Raw genomic sequence first — 25,789 nt, forward strand, 5'->3', positions numbered from 1 at the left:
TGCCGTCGATGTTCGTAAATTAAGGTTTAATTACCCATGCCCGACCATAATGATTGTAGTATCCAGCAAGTTTACCTGCGTCATTTCCAACGCCAAGATAAAGGTCAAAATGATGGCCTTTTATGGCGCCTCCAACATCGAGCGCAACCATTAGACGAGTTTCTCGTCTACCATTATATTGACCATCTTCATCGAGTAATGGTAAATCCATTAACACCACCGAACCAAGAGGGACAAGTAACTTATCTGATGCTACCGATGCATTAGCAACCAAAGGTACAGTTGCTGCTCCTTTGACATCAGCATTGTATTGGGGCTTAAAAAAGACAAAGGAACGGTTTTCGGTTAGCAAGGCTTTGAGCTGTTTTTCAGTTTTAGTTGTTGCCCAATCTCTAATGGCTTGTAACGATATCTTTTCTTTTTCAATTTCACCTTGTTCAATTAAAATTCTTCCAATGCTGGAATAGCCATGTCCATTTTTACCGCCATAGCTGAAAAAGACCAAAGGTTCACCGTCTTCAAAATCGATATAGGCACTACCTTGAACTTCCATAATGAAGTTTTCAATTAATGAATTACTATAAGCAATTTCAAGTCCTTTGCCAGCTAAAGCGCCTTTATAAATTTGTTGTCGACTTGGTAATTGACCTTTGTAGTTAACCGGCATTTTATAAATAGGATATTTAAATTCTTTAGTAGGTTTATGTCTGGCTTTAATAATTGGGGTATAATAACCAGTTAAGTGCACGTTTCCAAATCCATCTTGACCTGCCATTTCGTAACTATTTAATCCTACTTTGTGAAATTCATTAGAAGCAAGCAAGCCATTAATCCAATCATCAACAGCTTTATAAATATGTTCATTTTGTTTGTATAATGCGGGCGATGCGGTTTTTATTTGTTCCACCTGCATAATGTAGTCTGTTATGTTTACAGGCGTATCTAAATTTGGATAGCTGATATTAAGTGATAAGGGTAATCGCCCGTCCGAGTATTGTTGACCCTGTTTAATGGGTTTATCTTGACAGCTGGTTAACAGCGAAAGTGTAAAAAAGGTAATAAAAACAATGAAAAGATAATGATTAAGTTTTTTTTTCATCTAATTAGTTATTATCAATAATAAACAGTATTGAATATGCTACACAATTATATTATAAGAAACTACTCATAATTATTAACGGACAATAAAAAGTTTTCATAAAAAATCAGCTTGCGATTTAGCAATATTGAATTTATAGTCCTATATTCCTTAAAAAATCGAAAATTACGGAATAAAAGGTAATAATAGTGATGAGCAATACATCCTCAAACAATGACCTAAAACGAAACCTTTCTAATCGGCATATTCAGTTAATTGCAATCAGTGGTGCAATTGGTACAGGCTTATTTATGGGATCAGGAAAAACAATTAGCCTTGCTGGACCGTCGATCATCTTTGTTTACATGATTATTGGTTTTATCTTATTTTTTGTTATGCGAGCAATGGGTGAAATCTTGCTTTCCAACTTGAAATATAAATCGTTTAGTGATTTTGCCAATGATCTACTCGGCCCTTGGGCAGGGTTTTTTACTGGTTGGACTTATTGGTTTTGTTGGGTGGTAACAGGTATTGCTGATGTGGTTGCTATTGCCGGTTATGCACAGCATTGGTTTCCTGATTTGCAATCTTGGATCCCGATGTTATTAACCGTCGTTTTACTGTTAACACTTAATTTATTAACAGTAAAAATGTTTGGCGAAACCGAATTTTGGTTTTCAATGATTAAAATTATTGCGATTTTAGCTTTGATTGGTATTGGATTAGGATTAATTTTCACAGCATACCACTCAGATCAAACGAATACCACAGCTGCATTTTCGAATCTTTGGGATTATGGCGGATTTTTTCCTCATGGTTTTATGGGATTCTTTGCCGGTTTTCAGATAGCTATTTTTGCTTTTGTGGGAATTGAACTGGTTGGTACTACCGCCGCTGAAACAGTCGATCCGAATAAAAATTTACCTCGAGCCATTAATTCTGTGCCTGCACGTATTATCTTCTTTTACGTGTTTGCATTAATTATCATTATGAGTGTGACACCATGGTCATTTATTTCACCAAATAAGAGTCCATTTGTTGAGTTATTCACCCTAATTGGTTTACCAGCGGCAGCAAGCATTATTAATTTTGTGGTATTAACATCGGCTGCTTCGTCGGCTAATAGTGGTATCTATTCTACCAGCCGAATGTTATTTGGTTTGGCTAAAAAACAAGATGCACCAGAACCTTTTGGTAAATTATCACGTCGTTCAGTTCCTGCCAATGGTTTGCTCTTTTCATGTACTTGTTTATTCGGTGGTGTAGTTCTGATTTATTTAGTTCCTAATGTGATGGAAGCTTTCACTATAGTAACGACGATTTCCGCCATATTATTTATGTTTATTTGGTCGATGATTTTGATATCGTATATGGCTTATCGACGTAAAAAAGTGAATTTGCACGAACAATCTCAATTTAAGATGCCAGGTGGTAATTTGATGTGCTTGGTTAGCTTGATGTTTTTTATATTTGTTATTGTCTTACTTACTTTTGAAAAAGATACTCGTCAAGCATTGATTGCAACACCAATTTGGTTTGTAATTTTAGGGATAAGCTATTTTATACGTTCGCTAAAACGTCAATAATTATTACTATAATGAGTAGGATGAATTCCTACTCATTGTCTGAAGATTAATCGGCTTTGTAGTGATCTTTTTCAGGCCAAATGATACTGGCAATAATACCGATAGCTAAAATGCCTAATACGATATAAAGGTTTGTTATAGGACTAATATCAATACCATGCCCAAATAAATGGTTACTTGCATTTAATGCTAATTTGATTGCTATAAAAAACAGTAAACAAATAACCGCTTTTCCTAAGTGAACTAAGTATTGTTTCATGGCTTCTAAAACAAAATACATGGTTCTGAGACCTAAAATTGCAAAAATCATGGCACTATAAACGATGAGTGGTTCTTGGCTAACCGCGATGACAGCAGGAACAGAATCAAAGGCAAACATCACATCGCTAAGTTCAATTACAGTAATACATAAAAAAAGCGGGGTTGCGTATAAAGCTCTTTTAGGTAATTTGCCAATTAAGTTACTGTTTTCTGGTTTTGCAAGTTCTTGATCTAACTGTTTAGAGGTTAATAAAAAATGATGCCCGACAATTTTAGGATAAGCGGGAAAAATACGTTTTGCTATTCGATAAGCGAAATGGTTTGAATAATCTTTTATTTCTTCATTTTCACCTTGATTTTTTAACATCATCAAACCGGTAAAAGCAACAATAACGGAAAAAACGAGTTCCATCCAAGGCCCTAAAGCTAATAAACCCGTCCCAATGATAACAAAAATAGCACGGAATATGATGGCGCCTATTACTCCCCAATAAAGCAAGCGATGACGATAATTTTCAGGTACAGAAAACCATGAAAAGATAGCCATAATCACAAATAAATTATCAACAGAGAGAGCCTTTTCAAGTACATAACCAGTGATAAATAAGCTCGCTATTGCACTACCATGATGAAGATATAGATAAAGAGTAAATCCTAAAGCTACAGCAATCCAAAATAGTGACCATAATACAGCATTTTTTAAATTTATGGGTTTATCGTTATGATGTGCATATAAATCAATAACAATAGCTGTTAATGCTAATACAATAAAAACGATGACCGTTTCAATTGGAAAGCCTAATGAGTTGTGAATCATAATTTATCGCCTAATATGTAGTTATGTCATGATCTTTTAATAACAAAATTTAACTATTTTTACAGAACATATATATAAAAGTAGTTGAGTATATATTGATAGCAATAACAAAAAAAGATATATTTGTTTTCAATATCCCTTCCCATTAATTAAAATAATTTTGAGCTGATTTTGATGAAAAATTTCAAAGTAGTAAGTTTTTTTATTATTTCTTTTTTTTCCGCTATATTGCAAGCTCAGTCAGTTGAGTCTTATGTATCTTCGTTACCCAAAGGTAGTGATATATCAATTTTAGTTCAATCTGTTGATGACAAACCAAGAACATTAGCTAAATATAAAAGCGATCAATTTAAACAGCCAGCCAGTACCCAAAAAGTGATCACTGCACTTGCAGCAGAACTTGAATTAGGAGCGGATTTTAGATTTGAAACTAAAATGTTAACTAATGGTTCAATTGCCAATAAACAATTAAATGGTGATTTGATTATTCAACTGAGTGGTGATCCAACTTTTACGCGTGGACAGTTAAAAAATATGCTGGCAAGTTTACGTGGGAAAGGGGTTGAAAAAATAACAGGAAAAGTCATTTTAGATACTTCTATATTTACCAGTCACGATAAAGCAGAAGGTTGGTCTTGGAATAATTTAACCGCTTGTTACAATGCACCGCCGTCAGCTGCAATTATCGATGATAATTGTTTTTATGTGACAATCAAACCGGGTAAGGTCGGTGCTAAAGCCTCTATTTCTGTTTCCTCAAATATTCCTGTCACGGTGACAGGTAATGTTAAAACCATAGCTAAAAACAGTAAAGATCTGAATGATAAATACTGTGAGCTTGATGCCAGTTATACTGACAAAAATCGCTATCAATTATCCGGATGTATTGCGTCAGGATCAGATAAAATAGCATTAAAATTTGCTGTACTTAATGGGGTGGATTATTTTTCAAGTGTTTTGAAAAATGAGTTAAAACAACAGAAAATTTCATTTAATGGTGCGATTTCAGCACGTAATGAGCCCATAAATAGCAAACTTTCATTATTAGTTTCAAGCCAGTCGGCACCGCTATCAGAATTGTTAACCGTAATGTTGAAAAAATCGAACAATCTGTACGCTGATGCTATCTTTAGAACAATTGGGGCTCATTACTTTAAAATTCCAGGTACATGGCGAAATAGTGGGGATGCGGTTAAACAAATTTTACTTAAAAAAGCTGGTATTGATCTCGAAAATTTGGTGATTGTTGACGGTTCAGGTTTGTCTAGATTGAATCTTGTCAGTGCAGACAAAATGATGGAAATTCTGCAATATATTTCAGCTCATGATCGCGATCTCAAAATTATTGAAAAACTTCCTGTTGCAGGGAAGGATGGAACATTACAATATCGTAAAAGCTTTAATCAACCGCCTTTTATAGAAACCATACGAGCAAAAACGGGATATATACAAGGCAGCTATAATTTAGCTGGATTTATTGAAAAGTCAGATGGAAAAATTATCGCTTTTGTTCAGTTACTTTCGGGATATCATCCTGAAAGAAGGGATGAGCCTAAAAATAGTGCAATAATGCGTTTCGAATCTGAATTTTATAAAAAATTTGTGATTGGTGAATAAAAAATGATATTGGCACCTAGAACAAAGGTGCCAAACCGTTAAACGCACTTATAGACTATCTGGTAAAAAACCACCGCTTTGATGTTTCCAAAGTTGAGCGTATAAGCCATTTTTATCCAGTAATTCTTGATGTGTACCTTGTTCGATAATTTTTCCTTCATCCAAAACAACCAGTTTATCCATTGCGGCAATAGTTGATAAACGATGCGCTATAGCGATAACAGTTTTGCCTTCCATTAGTGCATATAAACTTTCTTGAATAGCTTGTTCAATTTCTGAATCTAATGCACTGGTTGCTTCATCAAGTAATAATATTGGTGCATTTTTTAAGATCACCCTAGCAATGGCAATGCGTTGCCTTTGACCACCCGATAGTTTTATACCTCGTTCACCAACATGAGCATCATAACCGGTTCTACCATTAGCATCGATTAATGTTTGAATAAATTTATCTGCATGGGCTTTTTTAGCCGCATCTATCATCTCTTGTTCAGTAGCTTGATTATTACCATAAAGTAAATTTTCCCGAACAGTTCGATGTAACAAGGACGTGTCTTGTGTAACCATACCAATTTGCGACCGTAAGCTTTCTTGATTAATCTCGGTAATGTCTTGTCCGTCAATAAGAATTTTACCTTGTTGTAAGTCATAAAAACGTAATAACAGATTAATTAATGTTGATTTTCCGGCGCCAGAGCGTCCAACTAACCCTATTTTTTGACCGGGCTTAATAGTTAAATTGAGATCGTTAATTACCGAATTTCGAATCTTTTCATCGTAAGTGAAATAAATATTTTTAAACTCGATTTTTCCATCAGTCACATTTAGATTTTTGGCATTGGGTTTATCAACAATGGTTGTTGCAGTTGAAAATGTATTCATACCATCTTTCACAACCCCAATATTTTCAAATAAAGCTGCAAGCTCCCACATAATCCAATGTGATAAACCGTTTAAACGAAGCGCTAATGCTGTGGTTGTTGCAATAGCACCGATTCCAACTAATTGATTTGTCCATAACAGCAAGGCAACACCAGTCGTTGATAAAATAAGTAGAATAGATAGTAAATGATTCACGATTTCAAAACTGCTGACTAGCCGCATTTGTTTATTGACAGTAATCAAAAACTCATCCATAGACTCTTGGGCATACTTTGCTTCATTACCGGCATGAGAAAACAGTTTAACCGTCATAATGTTTGTATAAGCATCCGTTACACGTCCAGTCATGGTAGAACGAGCATCTGCTTGCATACTTGCAACTTTACTTAAGCGAGGAATAAAATAGTACATGGCTAAGCCATAAAGGACACACCACCCAAAGAATGGCAGCAATAGCCAAGGGGCTAATTGACCGATTACCGCAGCCATAGTTATAAACGAAATCAACACAAATATTAAGATATCAGCAACAAGAAAGCAGGTATCTCTAACGGCTAATGCAGTTTGCATAACTTTTGCCGATATTCTTCCGGCAAACTCATCTTGAAAAAAACGCATACTTTGATTAAGCACTAGTCGATGTAAATTCCAACGCATTCGCATTGGAAAATTTCCCGCTAAACATTGATGCTTGATGATTGTTTGTAATCCAATAATCAAAGTGCTGGATAAAATGATTAAGGTTAAGATTAATAGCGAAGTTTTTTCTTTTTGCCAAAGCTCATTAGGTTCGACAATCGCAAGCCAATCCACCACTTTGCCAAGGGCAGCGAATAGAAAAGCTTCAAATGCGCCACTGAGTGCACTAAATATAATTAAAAGCAGCATGAATATTCGAGTGCCTTGGGTTGATTGCCATATAAAACCTAGAAAATTTTTAGCTGCTGGTTGCGGTTCACTTTTAGGATAAGGTGACACCAATTTTTCAAAAAATCGATACATAATTGACCTAATTATTTGCTATTTTTCATTAAATTGAATCGTTGATATTAACATTGCGAGTAGAATGAATAGAGTTAGATATCCTAAAACTGATGGATAGTTATGAAATTTAACAACATTTTACTACCTATTATTGCAGATTCTAAAAATATTAAAAACTAAAGCAAGAAAGAGTTCATTTTATATTCTTTCTTGCTTTTCAATTATATCTTGAATAACGATATTTGCCTATTTTTTGACTAAAAAATATCCTTAATAATTTGTACAACTCGACCCACAAAATGGTACTTATCAAAATTTTCTTTAGAGACTTCAATGGTAGGGAATTGGTTATTGTTACAAATTAAAACCCACCCATTTTGCGTTAATCGAACTTTACGTAAAAAGGTAATATCTTCATATTCAACTAAATAGATTGCTCCATCAATAATTTCAACGATTTCCGTATTAATAATTAAACCATTATTATTGTTGATTTCAGGCGACATGAGATCCCCTTTAGCCCAATAAATGATTAATTTTTTGATATCTAATCCTCGATGAGAAGCCCAACCTTCAACAACGGGATAGTTCATGACAGGAGGTGTTTCTCGAATATATCGTTGTGATTGCGCTTCTTCTTTGGTTGGTAACTGTTTTTTATAGACGGGAATACGGTATATATTCTCGTTGTAGACATCTGCTTCATCTTCTTTAGGATCTAAAACTTCTAATTTATAGCCTGTTGCCAGCCAGTTATATGAAACATTGCATTTTTCAGCAATCACTTCCAGTCGTGTCAAAGATGGATAAGTTTTTCCTGATAAATAATCTCTGATCACTGTTTCAGACATATCACATTTTTTAGCGAAGGCAGAGACAGATAAACCTTGCATTGAGCTATGTAATCTTTCTTTAAATGTTTTTACATTTTTATTTTTAATCATATTCATTTCTGATTTGTTTCTCCTATCACATCCGTTTTTCAAATTATAGTAGATATTTTATAAGTTTTACATACAACATTAAATGAAAAGCTAATATAAAAAAGTAATTTTTTGTAATTTTGTCTGAATTGTTCGTTTTATAGCAAGTTAATTATATCAATTTGCGTATTAAAAAATCAAAATATAGTGTTTTTAAAAAAATATTTTATTTTTGTTTTTCTGTTGGAATTTTGTTTATTTCCACGAGAAAAAAAGATTTTTGTCTGCTTTTTAAATGTTTTTTATTTTATATTTGATATATGTCAAATTAATTTATTTTCATGAGTTACTTACGTTAAATTTATTTATTTATTGATTTTAAAAGATTTAATTCTTGTTTTTGACCTTTTTCTTTTAAAATTTAAAATAAATAAAAAAACAAATAAAAACGTTGACTGAAACGAAAAAAAATGGATAATAAGCAGTGTAAGGATTTTTCATTGTTTTCTTTCCTTATATTCCTTATATTTCATGTTGGCCTGTATATTTATATGCAGGTCTTTTTTTTTGCTTAAACTTCTTATGAAATCATCCCTTAAAAGGTATAATGTATAAATATATATACCATTTGTTTACAATTCTATTGTTAGACGAATTAATAAAATTTAATAAAGAGGATTTTATTATGTCATTTAGTATCCCACATCTTTTAGTCTTTCTTGCTGTTGTCGTCTTGTTATTTGGTACTAAAAAACTACGAAACTTAGGATCTGATTTAGGTTCTGCGCTGAAAGGGTTTAAAAAGGAGATGAGTGAAGATATTGAATCTAAGAATGATCCTAAATTAGATAATAAATAATTGAGCTATGAGTATTCAATTTGATGTCGCCATTGTTGGGGGTGGCTTAGTAGGTTTGGCAACGGCTTGTGCTTTAAGTCATTATGATTTGAAAATTGCCATTATTGATAAAAATATTCACCAACATGAAAGTTTGCCAAAGGATAAGATTGGGGTCAGAGCTTCAGCGCTAAATGGTGCTAGCCAGCGCTATTTTGCTCAAATTGGTGTATGGGATGCACTTTGCTTAAGTGGTCGTGTGCAAAAGTTTACTGAAATTGATGTGTGGGAAAAGAATGGACAGGCTCATTTATCAGCACAGGCTAAGGATTATGGTTATCAAAATTTAGGTTATATCATTGAAAATCACGTTATGTCTCATTATTTATATCACTATGCTTTAGCTAGTAACAACATAACGATTTATAGTCAAGAAGTGATAGATAGTGTATTCGATGATAATAGTGCTTTTTTGACCTTGGCAGATCAGGTTACTTTACCAGCGAAACTTATTATTGGTGCAGATGGTGCAAATTCATGGATTCGTCAGCATGAAAACATTTCGGTTTTAGAACGTAATTATATTCATCACGCACTTATTACAACCGTTGAAACCGAATATCCTCATCATGCTTGTGCAAAACAAATTTTTTATCCCAATGGTATTGTTGCCTTTCTTCCCCTTTATCATCCTAATAAAAGTTGTTTAGTATGGTCAACTAAACCTGATAATGCAGCTAATTTAGCTTTGTTATCTGAAACCGACTTTTCTCATCAATTATTTCAATTAACAGGTGATAAAGTAGGTCACTGTCAGTTAATTAACCCAAGAATGATTTTTCCATTAAAAGCACGCTTTGCCAAGCAGTTTGTTAAACATCGTTTAGTTTTGGTAGGCGATGCAGCGCACACAATTCATCCTTTAGCCGGGCAGGGAGTCAACTTAGGTTTTCAAGATTCGGCCTTGTTAGTGTCGACGATAAAAAAATTAATTGATGCAAATCAGGATATTGGCTTAGTCAGTAATCTAAAGTCATTTCAGTTTACGCGTCGTAAAGATACGATGGTAATGTTAGCGGCAATGCAAACTATTCAAGATATGTTTAATGGGGATAACTTATTTAAGAAGGCACTAAGAACGGTAGGCATGAATACTATTGATTATTGTTCACCATTAAAAAAACAGTTGATTAAATATGCCATGAAGATATAAATTTGCTGATGTTTATTATCCTGTAGCGTGTGCTACAGGAAGTAAAATTTTAGCATAAGTTATTTAAAAGCGATTTGATAAGATGTCGGAACAAATGGCGATGAAGGAATACGCAAAGGCCAATAAGGATCATTGAGTAAGCCTCGACCAATTGCTATCAAATCTACATCACCTCGGCTTAAAACGTAATCGGCTAAGTAATGATCCTCAAGCATACCAACAGCTATTATTGGCAAATCTATCGATTGTCTGATAGCGCTAGCCAAGTAAACTTGATAACCGGCATGAAAATCAGGGGTGTGAGCTGGATCAAGTTGTCCGTCACCGCCACCACTCACATCTAAAACGTCAGCACCCGCATCGGCAAAACGTTTAGCTATTTTGCATCCATAATCAATACTATATCCATCTTTACCATATTCTTGCGCTGAAAACCGAATAATTAACGGCATGTCAGGTGGCATTACCGATTTAGCGGCTTTGATAACTTGTTCGCCAAAGAGTAACTTATCTTGACCATATTCATCGGTTCGTAAATTGGTTTTAGGTGAACTGAATTGATGTATTAAGTAACCATGTGCGCCATGTATTTCAATTGCATCGAAACCAGCTTCAACGGCACGTTGGGTTGATTCTTTAAATTTTTGAATAATGTCAGCGATTTCATTTTTTGATAATTCTCTTGGCATTTGATATTGCCACTGTTTATTGGCCTCGTTAGTGCCGTCATAAAGAAGAGGAGAGCAAGATACCACATCATCAGCTCCCAACGCTTTTCGACCTGCATGGGCAATTTGAATGGCTATTTTGCCATTTTGGGCGTGAACGGCATCAACAATGCGTTTAAACTGATCACGTTGTTCATCATTCCATAAGCCTAGACAATTTGGCGAGATTCGTCCATTTGGTGCAACATTCGTCATTTCAACAATAATTAAACCAACGCCCCCAACAGCTCTTGAAACATAATGAATAAAATGCCAATCATTTGGTAAACCATCTTTAGCTTGATATTGACACATTGGAGGCATAACAATACGATTTTTTAATGATAATCTTTTAATCGTAAAAGGCGTATTTAAATAAGATATTTTAGCCATATAGAATTCCTTAAATTATTGGTGAACAATAGATTCTCAACTTTTTGTGAAGAATAATTAAGCTATAATATCGCTAATTTAACCGATAGTTAACCAACCGATCGATTTTAAGCTCATTTAATCAATCATGAATTCAATTGCTTCAATAAATTGTAAATGGGTGTTGCTAAGCCAATTTTCGCATTTTCTGTTGTTAAGTTATACCAATAGCCATTACTTTCATCTAAACATTTCGTGTTGTTAACCATGATGCAATGAATCGGTATGATATCTAAATGAAAATGGCTAAAAGTATGGCGAAAAGAAATCAATTGTTGTGGTGGAGTTGTTTGAATTCCACAATCGTTTAGCCAATTGATTAATGCTTGCTTTGTAGCAAATTGTGGTGGGCAATATAAACCGCCCCAGATACCCGATGGCGGTCGTTTTTCAAGCCATATACTCTGGTTGTATTCTAGCATCAAAAAATAAGCCGATTTTTCAGGAGTTGTTGTTTTCGGTTTTTTAGTAGGATATTGTTGCCAACTGTCTGTTTGATAAGCGATACAATCACTTTGTAGTGGGCATAAGTTACATTTAGGTTTAGTGCGAGTGCAAACCATTGCGCCTATATCCATCATCGCTTGATTAAATTTTGCTACATCATGCTTTGGTGTGACCTGTTCGCTCAATTGCCAAAGTCTGTTTTCAATGCTTTTATTGCCAGTCCAACCTTCAACAGCAAAAAAGCGTGTTAAAACCCGTTTCACATTACCATCTAAAATAGGGTAATGTTGGTTTTGAGATAGCGACAAAATTGCGCCAGCAGTTGACCGCCCAACACCGGGTAAGGCAACGACATCATCAAATAAAGTAGGGAAGTGACCTTTAAACTTGTCAGTAACCATTTTCGCCGCTTTATGTAAATTACGGGCTCGAGCATAGTAACCCAATCCAGTCCACAAATGTAACACATCATCAATCGGGGCGTGTGCTAAATCGGTTATCTTCGGAAAATGCTCAATAAAACGATTGAAGTAGGGGATGACAGTTGCAACTTGAGTTTGTTGGAGCATCACTTCAGACAACCAAACATGGTAAGAACTTTTTTCAATTTGCCATGGTAACGTTTTTCTGCCGTACTGTTCATACCACTTGAGCACGGCATTTGAAAATTTTTGCATAATGTCAATAATATATTACATGAGAGAAGAAATGGAATCACTTGGATAACAGCCAAGCACTTTGGTGTATAAGGTAATAGCTGAGAGTTCCTTGAGCGCAGTTTGCATTTCATGAGAATTTAGATTACCTTGTAGATCGATATAAAACATCTCTTCCCATGGCGTACCATGGATTGGTCGAGACTCCAGCTTTGTCATGACAATGTTGTGATTGCGCAATACTAGTAATGCATCAACTAAAGCCCCAGCTTGTTGACCTGTTTTCATTAGGATAGTTGTTTTAGCAGGTATCTGATTTGAAACGTCAACAGGTTGTCGAGCTAACACAATAAAGCGAGTGATATTTTCTTTTTGATTAGCAAAATCATGTTCAAGTACTTGTAGTCCATATAATTCACCGCCATCTTTGTTCCCCATTGCTGCAACATTTGGCTTATTGAGGCTTGCTACCATCTCCATAGCTGACGAGGTACTATCGCAATAGACAATTTTCCAATGAGGTGATTTTTCTAAAAAGTTACTGCATTGTTGAAATGGTTGTGGATGACTATAAATAGTGTCAATTTGCTCCAGTTTGGCATCAGCAATAGCAAGTACGCAGTGATCTATAGGTAATGAAAGTTCACCAATGATATGTAAATTGGTTTTTTGTAAAAGATCATAAACTTCATTAATCGAACCAGAGCTTGAATTTTCGATAGGTAAAATACCAAAATCCACCACTCCTTTTTCGACTTGCTCAAAAACATCTTTAAAGGTTGAACAACTAGATTCCGTCATTTCTTCAAAGTGAGCACTCGCATAACGTCGCGCAGCAGAGTGGGAGTAAGAGCCTTTGGGCCCTAAAAAAGCAACTTTTGCCGTCGCTATGGTGTTGTGATTGAGTTTTTCTTGTAAGATCTTTTGTTGTAGTAGAACGGAATCTTCAATAATAACCTGATATAGACGTTTTATTAAAATATCATCAAGATGATAGGCTTTTCCTTGATGAATAAGTGAATTGATTAATGAGCGTTCACGTTCTAAATCACGCACAGGAATGTTGGCTTCAATTTTTGTTTGAATGACTTGTGTTGAAATTTGGCGACGTTTAGCTACAAGCTCTAATAATTTCGCATCAATTTCATTAATTTTATCTCGCAAGGGTAGTAAAGGATTAACAGTCATTTGGCTTAATTAAGTAAAAAATAGATGTGTAATATTATAACAAGCTAAAAAATAAAGGCACTATCAAAGTGCCTTTTAATTTATTTATGATCATCTATTTTCTAAACTTGCTTTTCTAGTACGTCTCCTTTGATGCTATCAAAGGCTCGGCGAGATTCCCCTTTATGCTGAATCTTATTGAGTTGTTTTTCGAGTTTTCCAATAAGATCATTAATTGCCGCATACATATCAATGTGTTTAGCTGAAGCAACTAAAGGTGTGCCTTTGGTTGCAATGGTGGCATCAATAATAAATCCATCAGGTTCCTTCGATAATATAAAGTGAGGGTTGATTAACAGTGCTCTCCATTTATCTAGTTTCGAAAACTTATCTTCAAGATAACGACGAATTGCAGGAGTAATGTCCATTTGTTTACTGGTAATACTTAACGTCATGATTGACCTCCACTATGTTTACTAAAAAGTTTACTAAAAAATTCGCTAACAAATTGAGCTAACTCAATGGGGGATTTCGACCTCTACATTGGCAAATTATTGCAGTTTCGTCAATCAGTTATTTATTTATTCTGTAAATTTTGTGATTAACATTCAAAATAATTTCTGCTGATTTTAATCAATCAGATTTCAAATCTGCATTTTGCCATCTTTTTCCTATATACTGTTAACTATTTGGTTCTAATAGGAACTCGATACTTTTTAATGAGGATATTGTGAATTATTTAGATAACGTGAAGATTGTTTTAGTTGAAACTTCGCATACTGGTAATATGGGTTCAGCCGCTAGAGCAATGAAAACAATGGGATTAACGCATCTTTGTTTGGTTAACCCAGTAATAAAACCAGATTCTCAATCTATTTCTTTAGCAGCTGGAGCGAGTGATATTATAAAACAAGCCCAAATTTTTTCATCTTTGGATGAGGCGATTGCAGATTGTCGGTTAGTGATCGGGACTAGTGCTCGTCCTCGCAGTTTACAGTGGCCGAATTTAACACCAAAAGAGTGTGGCGATAAAATTATTCAAGAAGCATCTAATAATGATGCAAATGTTGCTTTGGTTTTTGGTCGTGAACGAGTGGGATTAACTAATGAGGAGTTACAAAAGTGCCATTATCATGTTGGGATTCCTGCAAATCCAGCTTATAGCTCATTGAATTTGGCGATGTCAGTACAAGTGCTTTGTTATGAAATACGAATGTCGATGTTAAATATTGATTCTGTTTTAACTGAACAAGAGGCTGATATAAATAGTATTGAGTTTCCCAAAGATGAAGACATCGAACGTTTCTATCAGCATTTAGAACAAACTTTGTTGAAAACTGAATTTATTAATGCTAATCACCCCGGTCAAATTATGGGGCGCTTACGTCGGTTATTTACTCGCGCACGGATTGAACAACAAGAGTTAAATATTTTACGGGGTATTTTAACGTCAGTGGATAAAAAATTAAGATAGATGATTATTAACACCCATTTTTAAATGGGTGTTTTAACTTATATCATCAACTTTTTTTGCGCCAAGTCGTGCCATTCGCACCATCTTCAAGCACGATATTCATAGCATTTAGTTTATCTCGGGCTTCATCGGCTAACGCCCAATTTTTACTGGCGCGGGCTTCATTACGTTGTTGAATCAAAGCATCAATTAAGGTGCTATCAACATCGTCTTGTGATTCGCCTTGTAAAAATTTGACTGGATCTTGTTCTAATAAACCTAGAACAGCAGATAAATAGCGTAATTCGGCTGCCAATTCATTGGCATGCGCCATATCATTTTCCGCTTTTGCTTTATTAATTTCACGCGCGAGATCAAATAGTGTGGAATAGGCTTCAGGTGTATTAAAGTCATCATTCATTGCTTGACAGAACTGACGGTAATAATCACTGTCTGGTGTGGTATGAGGATGATTAGGATCGGTATCCCGTAAAGCTGTATATAAACGCTCTAGTGCCATTCTGGCTTGTTTTAGATTTTCTTCACTATAGTTGAGTTGACTGCGATAGTGACCTGACAATAAGAAATAGCGAACTGTTTCTGCATCATAATACTTTAATACATCACGAATCGTGAAAAAGTTATTTAGTGATTTTGACATTTTTTCTTGGTCAATCATTACCATACCCGAATGCATCCAATAATTTACATATTGTCCATCATGAGCACAAGTTGATTGAGCAATTTCATTTTCGTGGTGTGGGAACATCAAATCAGACCCACCACCATGAATATCAAAATGATTACCCAATTGGTAGCTATTCATTGCTGAACATTCAATATGCCAACCAGGACGACCTTTACCCCATGGTGAATCCCAACTTGGTTCGTTTGGTTTAGACATTTTCCATAACACAAAGTCCATTGGATTGCGTTTTACATCAACAACATCAACACGGGCACCCGCTTGTAATTGTTCTAAATTTTGACGAGATAAAATACCATAATTAGGATCACTATCGACGGAAAACATTACATCGCCATTATCAGCAATATAAGCATGGTCTTTTTTTATTAACTCTTCAACCAATTCAATAATTTGTTGCATATGTTGAGTTGCACGAGGTTCAACGTCAGGACGTTTAATATTCAATGCATCAAAATCAGCATACATCTCTTGTAACATACGTTCGGTTAATTGTTCACAGGTTTCGCCATTTTCAAGGGCTCTTTTAATGATCTTATCATCAATATCGGTAATGTTACGGACATAAGTTAAATCATAACCTAAAAAACGCAGATAACGAGAAACAACATCAAATGCGACAAAAGTGCGCCCATGACCAATATGACAAAGATCGTAAATCGTCACACCACAGACATAAAGTCCGATTTTATTGGGGGTAATGGAATGAAATACTTCTTTTTCTCGAGATAATGTATTGAATATTTTAAGCATTCTAGTTTACTATTTATTTATAAGTGATTTTGGAGATTAATATAACAAAAATCGCCATACGACGAAATTACTTATTAACATCTTTACAACGAAAATGAAAGGAATCTAATTTATGCCATTCGGTTTTTTGATGCTACAAGCGTAGGTTTAAAAGCGGTGAGTATGGTAACTGATGCTAAACCAAAAAATAAAATTCATTGAATTATCGATAAGAATTATTTTGATAATTGCATTAATTAATTGGCGGAAGAAATCCGCCAATTTTGATTTGAAGCGAATTTTTTATCTGAAAAGACGATAAAGATAGATTAATAAAATCGCCCCTAATACTGAGATAAACAAACTTGGGAAATTGAATCCAGTAACGCTGCCCCAGCCGAAGAAAGTACTTATATATCCTCCTACCAAGGCTCCCGCGATACCGAGTAGAATGGTTTTCACCACCCCAACACTGCCTAGAGGCATGAAAAATTTAGCAATCCAACCGGCAATTAATCCTAGAATAATCCAACTTATAATACCCATGATAATTTACCCTTATTTTGTTGTATTTAATGTTAGTTTACAGATGTAGTAAATTGAATTAAAAAAAGTAATACACTTTTTAAACGTATAAATTACTAATAACAAAACTAGATGAAGATTGATGACAATTGATAAATAGAGAACAGTTTTATGAACGTACGGCATAAAATAATTTAGCTATATTCTATAATTTTTTTTATTAAATGTTTAGATATTTTATTAAGCTTTACAATTTATTTTTTAGCTTAGTATGGATTTTATCTTGAACTTAGCAGATAAAGAGGAAGAGATTATCTTCCTCATAGAGAGTATTATTCAAAAATTGTTTTGTGGAGAATTTTAATGATGTCTTCCGCATCATTACTTCTTGATAATAAACAAAGGTTATGCGTGCTAGCACCGTAACAGCAAAGTCGAATGATAAAATCATCTAAGACACCAAATACTTCTTTGGCTATACCTTTGGTTGATGTCAGTTTATTACCAATAATGGCAATTAGAGCTAAATCTTCTTCAACATCGACATGGCAAAGTGTGGAAAGCTCATCAAATAGTGCTTTAGTTAATAAACTGGTGCCATTGGTGTTGGTTCCTGTCGTATCAATGGTTAATGCAATGCTGACTTCTGACGTTGTGACTAAATCAACCGAAATATTATGTTTAGCCAGTATAGTAAACACATTCGCTAAAAAGCCTTGTGCATGTAACATATTTAAACTAGTTAACGTAAGTAAGGTTTGTTTGCGGCGCAATGCTAATGCTCTAAATGATGGCAGATCGGATTTGATACTGTTGGTATTATAAACAATTGTTCCGCCTGCTTGTGGCGCTTTACTCGACCCGACAAATACTGGGATATTGCTTCGAACAGCTGGCACCAGTGTTGCAGGATGTAACACTTTAGCGCCAAATGTTGCCATTTCAGCCGCTTCAGCAAAAGAAATTTCGTCAATGCGTTTAGCGGATGGCGCAATTCGAGGATCAGTAGTATAGATACCTGCAACATCTGTCCAAATATCGATTTGTGTTGCATTTAATGCTTCACCAAGCAAAGCGGCAGTATAATCGCTACCTCCTCGACCTAAGGTAGTGGTTTTACCGGTGCTTTCAGAACCAATAAATCCTTGTGTAACAATAATGTTATTGGCATACAATGATTTTAGATGTGCACAACAGAGTTGTTTAATATCTTCAATTATTGGTGTGGCTTTACCAAACTTATTATCCGTCCGCATGACTTTACGCACATCGAACCATAACACATTTTTCTGTTTTTCTTTCAATATTTCTACAAAAAGTTTAGAAGACATAATTTCGCCATGACTGACAAGTTCGTCGGTTAGGGCGGATGATGTAGCGAGACTAGCGGCTTCTGATAAAGAGGCAATATTAGCAATTATTTGATCTATCTCAGCACGTAATGTAGGATTTTGAGGAAGTTGTTCTAAAATACTATATTGAATTGATTGAATTTTCGCGATGTGTTGTGCTCTTACTTCAGCATCTCGCCCTTCAGCTAAAGCTACTAATAAATTTGTAATACCTGCAGAGGCAGATAATACCACAACTTTGACATTCGGATTGGTGACAACGATATTTGCACTGTTTACCATAGATTGGTAATCGGCAACACTGGTACCACCAAATTTAGCAATTACAAATGATGTTTCCATGAATTCCTCATATTAAAAATTATTATTTTTAACAGAGTTAGAGCGAGGTCATGACTTATTTACCGTTAAGGAAAATGAGTAAAACCCTGAAGCGCTCCACCTGTTAGGGTGACAACCCAAGGGATTCAGCCCTTGCAGTCGATCTAACTGAGTTCTGGATTATCAATTAAATCTCGGCATTACATCCCCTCAATCATTTATTAACGGTTCCAGCCCCTAAAATAATCTACCTGAGTAATGCGCCTCTTCGTTCTTGTGATTTAAATTACAAAATCAGTATGTATAGAATTAACGATTCTGTTAATTGTGTCAATAGGTTAAATATTAAAAATTCAAATAATAACAAAAAAGTTAACTGATCAGTTTTTATAATTCCTGTTCAAATAGCTCAAGAATAATTTGATATAATTTTTTCACCGTACATCCTTTCGTTGGTGTACTGAAAATTGTATCATCGCCAGCAATGGAACCTAAAATACCTTCTGATTTTCCGATTGAATCAAGTAATCTTGCGATAAGTTGCGCAGCGCCTGGGCTAGTTCGAATGACGACCATTGAACTATTATAATCAATGTCTAAAACCAAATTTTTTAATGGGCTGCTTGTCGTTGGAACACTGATTTCAGCGGGTAAACAATAAACCATTTCCGATTTGGCATTTCGTGTTCTCACGGCACCAAATTTAGTTAACATTCTTGATACTTTAGATTGATTAATATTGTCAAAACCTTGATCTTGAAGAGCTTGAACAATTTCAACTTGTGAACTAAATTTTTCTTGACTTAGCATCTCTTTAAATACGCGAGTGAAATCATCTTGTTTCATAGTGTTCCTTTGGATTAAATGTTTTATTGTTTTGACATTCAATTTTATTTATAAACATTGCTTAAAATTTTAAAATCAATCAGATATAACAATATAGAAGTCAGAAGTTATCTTAATTACACAAAAACTTTTATCGAATGGAGAAATAAAAGCAGTTTATTTTATTAGATAATTATGCATCAAAGTTGCATAAAACTAAAGTTTCTATTTTACAGGTTTATTCGGTCGAAAAGCTTTAACAACATGTTCATGTGTTTCGATGTATGGTCCTTCTAGTAGCTCAATACAGTAAGGCACACTGGCAAAAATACCATTTACAATCACATTCCCAGCATTATCTTTCACACCTTCTAATGTTTCTTGAATAGATTTAGGTCTGCCAGGTAGATTCAGAATTAAACATTTGTTTCGTATTGCACCGATTTGTCTGGATAGAATTGCAGTGGGCACAAAATGCAAACTAATTTGACGCATTTGTTCACCAAAGCCAGGTAAAATACGATCGGCTATCGCTATTGTTGCATCGGGTGTGACGTCTCTTAAAGCTGGCCCTGTTCCGCCAGTTGTCAGTATTAAATCACAATGTAATTTATCCACCAAATCGCATAAGGTTTGTTCAATTAACGGTTGTTCATCAGGGATAATACGCGGTAGGGTTTCAAACGGGGTTTTTAATGTTTTTGTTAACCAGGTAATTAAAGATGGAATTCCTTCATCTTCATATACACCATTAAATGCACGGTCTGATACCGAAACCAACCCAATCTTAATCATAATATTCTTTCCTTACTTAATGATTTATTTTAACTTAATTTAGTTTAAGCGTAAGTGAGTTGATTTAAACAAACATTAATCTTTTTTATGTTTTGTTAATGGGGTGCCATATAATCAATTCAAATAATGCTAAAAAGCGCTTTACAATGAATAATTATATTGTCAATATTAATTCACATCAAATAGGATTTTATAGCAATTTAATTATAAAATATTCAATTAGGATACATCCATGTCATCTATTCCTGCACTTGAGTTAATTGAACTCAAAAAAATTTATAAAAATGGTGTAGAAGCATTAAAAGGTATTAATTTAACTGTACAAGCTGGTGATTTTTATGCACTGCTTGGGCCTAATGGTGCTGGAAAATCCACTACGATTGGAATCATAAGTTCTTTGGTTACCAAAACATCGGGTCAAGTTAAAATTTTTGGATTTGATTTAGATAAAGATATTGTCAACGCCAAAAGGCAGTTAGGGTTAGTGCCTCAAGAATTTAATTTCAATCAGTTTGAAGAAGTACTGCAAATTGTTGCAAACCAAGGTGGATATTACGGATTACCCCGTAAATTAGCACTTGAACGTGCTGAAAAATATTTACGTATTTTAGATCTTTGGGATAAGCGTAATAGCCGAGCAGGTATGTTATCAGGTGGCATGAAAAGACGACTCATGATAGCAAGAGCATTAGTTCATGAACCTAAATTATTAATTCTTGATGAACCAACGGCAGGGGTTGATATTGAATTACGACGTTCTATGTGGGATTTTTTAAGAGAAATCAATCGTCAGGGTATTACGATTATTTTGACCACACATTATTTAGAAGAAGCAGAAATGTTATGTCGGCATATTGGTATTATTCAACATGGTGAACTCATTGCTAATTCCTCTATGCGTGATTTACTGGCGAATAGTCAATCTGAAACGATTATTATCGATTATTTACCAACCAGTCAGCCTATAGTTTTAAACGATTATGCATTTACCAATGTAGAGCCAGGCGTGTTGGAAGTTAAAGTCGATAAACAGCATGGATTAAATCAATTGTTTGAGCAACTTAATCAACAACAAATCAAAGTTATCAGTATGCGCAATAAAACCAATCGACTTGAAGAGTTATTTGTTAATTTAGTGCGTAATGATACTCAAACAAAAGGAGCCGATAATGAATAACTTATACTGGATAGCCCTAAAAAGTATCTGGCGTAAAGAGGTGATACGATTTTTAAGAATTTGGATTCAAACCTTAATTCCTCCTGTTATAACTATGTCGCTTTACTTTATTATCTTTGGCAATTTAATTGGGTCACGAGTTGGCAATATGGGTGGTCATAGTTATATGGCATTTATTGTACCGGGATTAATTATGATGTCGGTAATTACCAACTCTTATACAAATGTTTGTTCATCATTTTTTAGTGCTAAATTTCAACGTAATATCGAAGAACTTTTAGTTGCACCTGTTCCAACACATATCTTAATTTGGGGATTTGTTGGTGGTGGCGTTATTCGAGGTATTTTAACTGGTGCTTTAGTGACAATGGTATCCCTTTTTTTTGTGACTTATGAAGTTCATTCTTGGGTATTCGTTATTTTCACACTACTATTAACTTCAATACTATTCTCGTTAGCTGGACTGTTAAATGCAGTTTATGCTAAAACATTTGATGATATTAGTATTGTGCCAACATTTGTGTTAACGCCGTTAACTTATCTTGGGGGGGTATTTTATTCAATCACGTTACTGCCAACATTTTGGCAATGGGTATCTAAATTAAATCCTATTGTCTATATGATTAATGGTTTTCGTTATGGTTTTCTTGGTACCACAGATGTTTCACTATGGATCACTTTTTCAATGCTTATCTTGTTTGTGGTGATTTTATATATCGCTGTGTGGCGTTTGATTGAGAGTGGTAAAGGATTAAGAAGTTAAGCAGTAAAAATAACACCGCCGACATAAGTCGGCGGATAAGTATAACCGTTAAGTTTATGTTAATGATTGGACAAATCAAGCAATTAACACGCTAAAATAACAATATTATTGTCGAGATTAGACATTAATGGACTACTCATAAATACCTAGTTTTTTCTCTAAGTAATGGATATTTGTTCCACCTTTTTGGAAGTTTTTATCATTCATAATTTCAATGTGAAGATCAATATTGGTTTTGATACCATCGATAACGAGTTCAGCTAACGCATTTCTCATACGAGCGATCGCCACTTCACGAGTTTCACCATAGGCAATTAATTTACCAATCATTGAATCATAATATGGTGGTACGGTATAACCAGCGTAGATATGAGATTCCCAACGAATACCAAACCCACCCGGCGCATGAAAACGAGTAATTTTACCCGGTGATGGCATAAATGTTTTTGGATCTTCTGCGTTAATTCTACACTCAATCGCGTGACCTTTAATATGAATATCACTCTGTTTGATTGAAAGTGGTTTGCCAGCGGCAATTAAGATTTGTTCTCGAATCAAATCAACGCCAGTTATCATTTCAGTTACAGGATGTTCTACTTGAATACGTGTGTTCATTTCAATGAAGTAAAACTCGCCATCTTCAAATAAAAACTCAAATGTACCTGCGCCACGATAACCAATCTCAATACAAGCATTAACGCAACGTTCCCCGATAAATTTACGCATTTTAGGCGTAATACCAACAGCAGGAGCTTCTTCTACCACTTTTTGGTGACGTCTTTGCATTGAACAATCGCGCTCACCTAAATAAACTGCATTACCTTGACCATCAGAAAGCACTTGTATTTCAATATGACGTGGATTTTCAAGGAATTTTTCCATATAAACCATATCATTATTGAAGGCAGTTTTGGCTTCTAATTTGGTCATTTTAATGGATTGTTCTAGATCTTTTTCATCACGAACAATACGCATACCACGACCACCACCGCCACCTGAAGCTTTAATAATGACGGGATAACCTATTTTTTTTGCTATCTGTTTATTTGTATCAATATTATTGCTCAATGGACCATCAGAACCAGGTACACAAGGCACACCTGCTTTTTTCATGGCTTCAATCGCAGATACTTTATCACCCATTAAACGAATCGTGTCTGGTTTTGGACCGACAAAAATAAAACCAGAACGTTCAACTTGCTCTGCAAAATCAGCATTTTCTGATAAGAATCCATATCCAGGATGAATCGCAGCTGCACCGGTAACTTCGGCCGCTGAAATTAATGCCGGTATATTAAGATAGCTTTTGGCAGACGCAGCAGGACCGATACAGACAGTTTCATCTGCAAGTAAGACATGTTTTAAATCTTTATCTGCCAAAGAATGAACAGCAACAGTTTTAATGCCAAGTTCTTTACATGCACGTAATATACGTAGCGCAATTTCACCGCGATTAGCAATAAGAATTTTATCAAGCATATTCAATCTCTTAATCGTAAAAATTAATTAATAAATTCTGATTATTCAATAATGAATAATGGTTGATCAAATTCAACGGGTTGACCATTTTCAACTAAAATAGCTTTAATAGTCCCAGCTTTTTCTGATTCAATTTGATTCATCATTTTCATCGCTTCGACAATGCAAAGTACATCGCCCACATTCACTGTTTGCCCAACTTCAACAAACGCTTTTGATTCAGGGCTAGGTGTACGATAAAAAGTACCAACCATTGGGGATTTTATTGTTGTTCCAGAAACAGCAACAGGCTCGACTTCATTAGCCACTTCTCCATTAGAAGAAGCTGATGTTACTACAACAGGAGCAGCTTGAGGAATTTGAATATTTTGTACAGGCGCAGAATAGCTTGTTGTTGCCACTGAACGGCTAATACGTACTGATTCTTCACCTTCAGAGATTTCAAGTTCTGAAATACCTGACTCTTCAACTAACTCAATTAATTTTTTAATTTTGCGTATATCCATGAATTACACCGTGTTTATTTGATATAAGTAACAATTAATTAATGCATCCTTAATATCTTAAAAGAAATCTTTTAACGTGATAATAAGGCAGTAACTCAACATTAACGCCGCAGGATACACTGTAAAATATAATTTGTCATTATATATCTCCTTTACAATCTATTGCTATACTATTTTCTAGGTATTATTTTATAATTGCGATACAATATTATAACTCAATTATTATTGAGGCTTGCTATGGAATTGACAGACTAAATAAGATATTATTTTGACCGATTTTACAAGAAAATTATATTTTATAATTAGCTTGCTTCAAACTCTAAATATACTTAAACAAGATTAATTCTAGGAAAAGTTTTTATTATGTTCAAAAAAGTTCGCGGCTTGTTTTCAAATGATTTATCTATTGATTTAGGTACAGCCAATACACTTATTTATGTAAAAGGGCAAGGGATCGTATTAAACGAACCTTCCGTTGTTGCCATTCGACAAGATCGTTCTGGAACACCGAAAAGTGTTGCTGCTGTCGGACAGGCTGCGAAACAGATGTTAGGGCGTACTCCAGGTAATATTGCAGCTATTAGACCAATGAAAGATGGTGTTATCGCTGACTTTTCTGTCACAGAAAAAATGTTACAGTATTTTATTCGCCAAGTGCACAGCCATAGCTTTTTAAGACCTAGCCCGCGTGTTCTTGTTTGTGTGCCTGTTGGGGCAACACAGGTTGAACGTCGTGCTATTCGGGAATCGGCATTAGGGGCAGGTGCCCGTGAAGTCTATTTAATTGAAGAACCAATGGCAGCCGCTATCGGTGCAGACTTACCCGTCTCGTCACCAACGGGATCGATGGTGGTTGATATCGGCGGCGGAACAACAGAAGTTGCGGTGATTTCCCTTAATGGTGTGGTTTATTCTGCTTCTGCTCGAATAGGTGGTGACCGATTTGATGAAGCTATTATCAACTATGTTCGTCGTAATTATGGTGCTCTCATTGGAGAAGCAACAGCCGAAAAAATTAAACATTTCATTGGTAGCGCTTATCCGGGCGATGAAGTTCTTGAGATTGAAGTTCGTGGTCGAAATTTAGCAGAAGGTGTTCCTCGTAGCTTTACGTTGAACTCGAATGAAATTTTAGAAGCGTTACAAGAACCATTAAGTGGTATCGTGAGTGCTGTCAAGGTCGCTTTAGAGCAGTGTCCGCCAGAGCTTGCTTCTGATATTTCTGAACATGGTATGGTATTAACAGGTGGTGGTGCGTTATTACGTAATATCGATAAATTGTTAGCCGCTGAAACGGGTATCCATGTTGTTGTCGCTGAAGATCCGCTTACTTGTGTAGCACGAGGCGGAGGAAAAGCACTGGATATGGTTGACATGCATGGTGGTGATCTTTTTAGTGAAGATTAAGATTTGTCTTAGTTACCATTTCATTTAGTGCAATAAAGTGGTAAATTATTCAATATCATACTTTCTTATCCGTCGACATTGTCGACGGAGTCACATCTTTGTATCAATAGCGCTTAAGTATATAACAGGTAAGTATTGAA

General features: G+C 35.0%; 23 protein-coding genes and 1 riboswitch. Of the genes, 8 read left to right on the forward strand and 15 right to left on the reverse strand.

Annotation, left to right across the window (positions count from 1 at the left end; all coding sequences use genetic code 11):
- Positions 1 to 19 precede the first annotated feature (19 nt).
- Complete coding sequence (mltA, locus tag J3U35_RS02950) at positions 20 to 1,099, reverse strand: murein transglycosylase A (protein WP_267359448.1); 1,080 nt, start codon at positions 1,097 to 1,099, stop codon at positions 20 to 22.
- Between the two features lie 191 nt (positions 1,100 to 1,290).
- Here mltA and cycA point away from each other — a divergent pair, with 191 nt between their 5' ends.
- Complete coding sequence (gene cycA, locus J3U35_RS02955; RefSeq protein WP_267349717.1) at positions 1,291 to 2,664, forward strand: D-serine/D-alanine/glycine transporter; 1,374 nt, start codon at positions 1,291 to 1,293, stop codon at positions 2,662 to 2,664.
- 46 nt (positions 2,665 to 2,710) lie between these two features.
- Here cycA and J3U35_RS02960 read toward each other — a convergent pair whose 3' ends face one another.
- Positions 2,711 to 3,742 carry a TerC/Alx family metal homeostasis membrane protein gene (locus tag J3U35_RS02960; RefSeq protein WP_267359450.1) on the reverse strand — a complete coding sequence of 344 codons (1,032 nt, stop codon included), beginning with the start codon at positions 3,740 to 3,742 and terminating at the stop codon, positions 2,711 to 2,713.
- Positions 3,743 to 3,916: 174 nt separating this feature from the next.
- On the opposite strand from J3U35_RS02960, the gene dacB reads away from it, so the two are divergent.
- Positions 3,917 to 5,359 (forward strand): serine-type D-Ala-D-Ala carboxypeptidase, encoded by a 1,443-nt coding sequence (dacB, locus tag J3U35_RS02965; protein ID WP_267359453.1) that lies wholly within the window; start codon positions 3,917 to 3,919, stop codon positions 5,357 to 5,359.
- A 48-nt stretch (positions 5,360 to 5,407) separates the two neighbouring features.
- Here the strand turns inward: dacB and J3U35_RS02970 are convergent, their stop codons facing one another.
- Together J3U35_RS02970 and J3U35_RS02975 are read right to left on the reverse strand one after the other, a co-directional pair.
- On the reverse strand, positions 5,408 to 7,243 hold the full coding sequence (locus J3U35_RS02970) for an ABC transporter ATP-binding protein (RefSeq protein ID WP_267359454.1): 1,836 nt from the start codon (positions 7,241 to 7,243) through the stop codon (positions 5,408 to 5,410).
- 239 nt (positions 7,244 to 7,482) lie between these two features.
- Positions 7,483 to 8,169 (reverse strand): LexA family transcriptional regulator, encoded by a 687-nt coding sequence (locus tag J3U35_RS02975; protein WP_267359456.1) that lies wholly within the window; start codon positions 8,167 to 8,169, stop codon positions 7,483 to 7,485.
- 664 nt (positions 8,170 to 8,833) lie between these two features.
- Here J3U35_RS02975 and tatA point away from each other — a divergent pair.
- Both tatA and J3U35_RS02985 read left to right on the forward strand, forming a co-directional pair.
- A complete protein-coding gene (gene tatA, locus J3U35_RS02980; protein ID WP_411590960.1) occupies positions 8,834 to 9,007 on the forward strand; it encodes a twin-arginine translocase TatA/TatE family subunit in 174 nt (57 codons plus the stop codon).
- A 7-nt stretch (positions 9,008 to 9,014) separates the two neighbouring features.
- On the forward strand, positions 9,015 to 10,199 hold the full coding sequence (locus tag J3U35_RS02985) for an FAD-dependent monooxygenase (protein ID WP_267359458.1): 1,185 nt from the start codon (positions 9,015 to 9,017) through the stop codon (positions 10,197 to 10,199).
- Between the two features lie 59 nt (positions 10,200 to 10,258).
- Here J3U35_RS02985 and J3U35_RS02990 read toward each other — a convergent pair whose 3' ends face one another.
- The 4 genes from J3U35_RS02990 to raiA all read right to left on the reverse strand — a co-directional run bounded on the left by J3U35_RS02990 (position 10,259) and on the right by raiA (position 14,063).
- Positions 10,259 to 11,299 carry an NADH:flavin oxidoreductase/NADH oxidase gene (locus tag J3U35_RS02990; RefSeq protein ID WP_267359460.1) on the reverse strand — a complete coding sequence of 347 codons (1,041 nt, stop codon included), beginning with the start codon at positions 11,297 to 11,299 and terminating at the stop codon, positions 10,259 to 10,261.
- Positions 11,300 to 11,424: 125 nt separating this feature from the next.
- On the reverse strand, positions 11,425 to 12,462 hold the full coding sequence (gene mutY / locus J3U35_RS02995; protein WP_267359461.1) for an A/G-specific adenine glycosylase: 1,038 nt from the start codon (positions 12,460 to 12,462) through the stop codon (positions 11,425 to 11,427).
- Between the two features lie 15 nt (positions 12,463 to 12,477).
- On the reverse strand, positions 12,478 to 13,629 hold the full coding sequence (pheA, locus tag J3U35_RS03000; protein WP_267359462.1) for a bifunctional chorismate mutase/prephenate dehydratase: 1,152 nt from the start codon (positions 13,627 to 13,629) through the stop codon (positions 12,478 to 12,480).
- Between the two features lie 101 nt (positions 13,630 to 13,730).
- Entirely contained in the window at positions 13,731 to 14,063 is a 333-nt protein-coding gene (raiA, locus tag J3U35_RS03005) for a ribosome-associated translation inhibitor RaiA (RefSeq protein WP_267359463.1), read from the reverse strand.
- 332 nt (positions 14,064 to 14,395) lie between these two features.
- On the opposite strand from raiA, the gene trmJ reads away from it, so the two are divergent.
- Complete coding sequence (gene trmJ / locus J3U35_RS03010) at positions 14,396 to 15,082, forward strand: tRNA (cytosine(32)/uridine(32)-2'-O)-methyltransferase TrmJ (RefSeq protein WP_411603780.1); 687 nt, start codon at positions 14,396 to 14,398, stop codon at positions 15,080 to 15,082.
- A 46-nt stretch (positions 15,083 to 15,128) separates the two neighbouring features.
- Here trmJ and cysS read toward each other — a convergent pair whose 3' ends face one another.
- From cysS to mog, 5 genes are all read right to left on the reverse strand, one after another.
- A complete protein-coding gene (gene cysS / locus J3U35_RS03015; RefSeq protein WP_267359465.1) occupies positions 15,129 to 16,520 on the reverse strand; it encodes a cysteine--tRNA ligase in 1,392 nt (463 codons plus the stop codon).
- Between the two features lie 282 nt (positions 16,521 to 16,802).
- Positions 16,803 to 17,045, reverse strand: coding sequence for a GlsB/YeaQ/YmgE family stress response membrane protein (locus tag J3U35_RS03020; RefSeq protein ID WP_065558750.1), 243 nt, complete (start codon positions 17,043 to 17,045; stop codon positions 16,803 to 16,805).
- Positions 17,046 to 17,356: 311 nt separating this feature from the next.
- Positions 17,357 to 18,718, reverse strand: a complete 1,362-nt coding sequence (gene lysC / locus J3U35_RS03025) for a lysine-sensitive aspartokinase 3 (RefSeq protein WP_267359467.1) — start codon at positions 18,716 to 18,718, stop codon at positions 17,357 to 17,359.
- Positions 18,719 to 18,799: 81 nt separating this feature from the next.
- Positions 18,800 to 18,974: riboswitch (Lysine riboswitch) on the reverse strand.
- Positions 18,975 to 19,084: 110 nt separating this feature from the next.
- Positions 19,085 to 19,543: a transcriptional regulator ArgR gene (argR, locus tag J3U35_RS03030; RefSeq protein ID WP_267359469.1), complete on the reverse strand. Its 459-nt coding sequence runs from the start codon at positions 19,541 to 19,543 to the stop codon at positions 19,085 to 19,087.
- 204 nt (positions 19,544 to 19,747) lie between these two features.
- Positions 19,748 to 20,317: a molybdopterin adenylyltransferase gene (gene mog / locus J3U35_RS03035; protein WP_267359471.1), complete on the reverse strand. Its 570-nt coding sequence runs from the start codon at positions 20,315 to 20,317 to the stop codon at positions 19,748 to 19,750.
- A gap of 232 nt (positions 20,318 to 20,549) precedes the next feature.
- On the opposite strand from mog, the gene J3U35_RS03040 reads away from it, so the two are divergent.
- Both J3U35_RS03040 and J3U35_RS03045 read left to right on the forward strand, forming a co-directional pair.
- Positions 20,550 to 21,494 carry an ABC transporter ATP-binding protein gene (locus J3U35_RS03040; RefSeq protein ID WP_267359473.1) on the forward strand — a complete coding sequence of 315 codons (945 nt, stop codon included), beginning with the start codon at positions 20,550 to 20,552 and terminating at the stop codon, positions 21,492 to 21,494.
- Positions 21,487 to 22,257 (forward strand): ABC transporter permease, encoded by a 771-nt coding sequence (locus J3U35_RS03045; protein ID WP_267349698.1) that lies wholly within the window; start codon positions 21,487 to 21,489, stop codon positions 22,255 to 22,257. Before J3U35_RS03040 ends, J3U35_RS03045 begins: the two co-directional genes overlap by 8 nt.
- A gap of 132 nt (positions 22,258 to 22,389) precedes the next feature.
- Here the strand turns inward: J3U35_RS03045 and accC are convergent, their stop codons facing one another.
- Both accC and accB read right to left on the reverse strand, forming a co-directional pair.
- Positions 22,390 to 23,736 (reverse strand): acetyl-CoA carboxylase biotin carboxylase subunit, encoded by a 1,347-nt coding sequence (gene accC / locus J3U35_RS03050; RefSeq protein WP_267359475.1) that lies wholly within the window; start codon positions 23,734 to 23,736, stop codon positions 22,390 to 22,392.
- 41 nt (positions 23,737 to 23,777) lie between these two features.
- The gene (gene accB / locus J3U35_RS03055) at positions 23,778 to 24,242 is read right to left on the reverse strand and encodes an acetyl-CoA carboxylase biotin carboxyl carrier protein (protein WP_065558743.1); all 465 of its coding nucleotides are present in this window, start codon (positions 24,240 to 24,242) and stop codon (positions 23,778 to 23,780) included.
- 363 nt (positions 24,243 to 24,605) lie between these two features.
- On the opposite strand from accB, the gene J3U35_RS03060 reads away from it, so the two are divergent.
- A complete protein-coding gene (locus J3U35_RS03060) occupies positions 24,606 to 25,649 on the forward strand; it encodes a rod shape-determining protein (protein ID WP_065558742.1) in 1,044 nt (347 codons plus the stop codon).
- The last annotated feature ends 140 nt before the right edge of the window (positions 25,650 to 25,789 follow it).

It is taken from the genome of Gilliamella sp. B2717 (assembly GCF_026536675.1).
In the GTDB taxonomy this organism is placed as follows: Bacteria; Pseudomonadota; Gammaproteobacteria; order Enterobacterales; family Orbaceae; genus Gilliamella; species Gilliamella apicola_I.

What these genes read in the sequence shown, in the direction of transcription:
- cycA (WP_267349717.1), top strand. Translation starts at nt 1,291, where the DNA reads ATGAGCAATACATCCTCAAACAATGACCTAAAACGAAACCTTTCTAAT.
- cysS (WP_267359465.1), bottom strand. Translation starts at nt 16,520, where the DNA reads ATGCTTAAAATATTCAATACATTATCTCGAGAAAAAGAAGTATTTCAT.
- raiA (WP_267359463.1), bottom strand. Translation starts at nt 14,063, where the DNA reads ATGACGTTAAGTATTACCAGTAAACAAATGGACATTACTCCTGCAATT.
- J3U35_RS03060 (WP_065558742.1), top strand. Translation starts at nt 24,606, where the DNA reads ATGTTCAAAAAAGTTCGCGGCTTGTTTTCAAATGATTTATCTATTGAT.
- mog (WP_267359471.1), bottom strand. Translation starts at nt 20,317, where the DNA reads ATGATTAAGATTGGGTTGGTTTCGGTATCAGACCGTGCATTTAATGGT.
- tatA (WP_411590960.1), top strand. Translation starts at nt 8,834, where the DNA reads ATGTCATTTAGTATCCCACATCTTTTAGTCTTTCTTGCTGTTGTCGTC.
- J3U35_RS02970 (WP_267359454.1), bottom strand. Translation starts at nt 7,243, where the DNA reads ATGTATCGATTTTTTGAAAAATTGGTGTCACCTTATCCTAAAAGTGAA.
- J3U35_RS03045 (WP_267349698.1), top strand. Translation starts at nt 21,487, where the DNA reads ATGAATAACTTATACTGGATAGCCCTAAAAAGTATCTGGCGTAAAGAG.
- mutY (WP_267359461.1), bottom strand. Translation starts at nt 12,462, where the DNA reads ATGCAAAAATTTTCAAATGCCGTGCTCAAGTGGTATGAACAGTACGGC.
- J3U35_RS02985 (WP_267359458.1), top strand. Translation starts at nt 9,015, where the DNA reads ATGAGTATTCAATTTGATGTCGCCATTGTTGGGGGTGGCTTAGTAGGT.
- J3U35_RS02975 (WP_267359456.1), bottom strand. Translation starts at nt 8,169, where the DNA reads ATGATTAAAAATAAAAATGTAAAAACATTTAAAGAAAGATTACATAGC.
- dacB (WP_267359453.1), top strand. Translation starts at nt 3,917, where the DNA reads ATGAAAAATTTCAAAGTAGTAAGTTTTTTTATTATTTCTTTTTTTTCC.
- accC (WP_267359475.1), bottom strand. Translation starts at nt 23,736, where the DNA reads ATGCTTGATAAAATTCTTATTGCTAATCGCGGTGAAATTGCGCTACGT.
- lysC (WP_267359467.1), bottom strand. Translation starts at nt 18,718, where the DNA reads ATGGAAACATCATTTGTAATTGCTAAATTTGGTGGTACCAGTGTTGCC.
- argR (WP_267359469.1), bottom strand. Translation starts at nt 19,543, where the DNA reads ATGAAACAAGATGATTTCACTCGCGTATTTAAAGAGATGCTAAGTCAA.
- mltA (WP_267359448.1), bottom strand. Translation starts at nt 1,099, where the DNA reads ATGAAAAAAAAACTTAATCATTATCTTTTCATTGTTTTTATTACCTTT.
- J3U35_RS03020 (WP_065558750.1), bottom strand. Translation starts at nt 17,045, where the DNA reads ATGGGTATTATAAGTTGGATTATTCTAGGATTAATTGCCGGTTGGATT.
- accB (WP_065558743.1), bottom strand. Translation starts at nt 24,242, where the DNA reads ATGGATATACGCAAAATTAAAAAATTAATTGAGTTAGTTGAAGAGTCA.
- J3U35_RS02990 (WP_267359460.1), bottom strand. Translation starts at nt 11,299, where the DNA reads ATGGCTAAAATATCTTATTTAAATACGCCTTTTACGATTAAAAGATTA.
- pheA (WP_267359462.1), bottom strand. Translation starts at nt 13,629, where the DNA reads ATGACTGTTAATCCTTTACTACCCTTGCGAGATAAAATTAATGAAATT.
- trmJ (WP_411603780.1), top strand. Translation starts at nt 14,396, where the DNA reads ATGGGTTCAGCCGCTAGAGCAATGAAAACAATGGGATTAACGCATCTT.
- J3U35_RS02960 (WP_267359450.1), bottom strand. Translation starts at nt 3,742, where the DNA reads ATGATTCACAACTCATTAGGCTTTCCAATTGAAACGGTCATCGTTTTT.
- J3U35_RS03040 (WP_267359473.1), top strand. Translation starts at nt 20,550, where the DNA reads ATGTCATCTATTCCTGCACTTGAGTTAATTGAACTCAAAAAAATTTAT.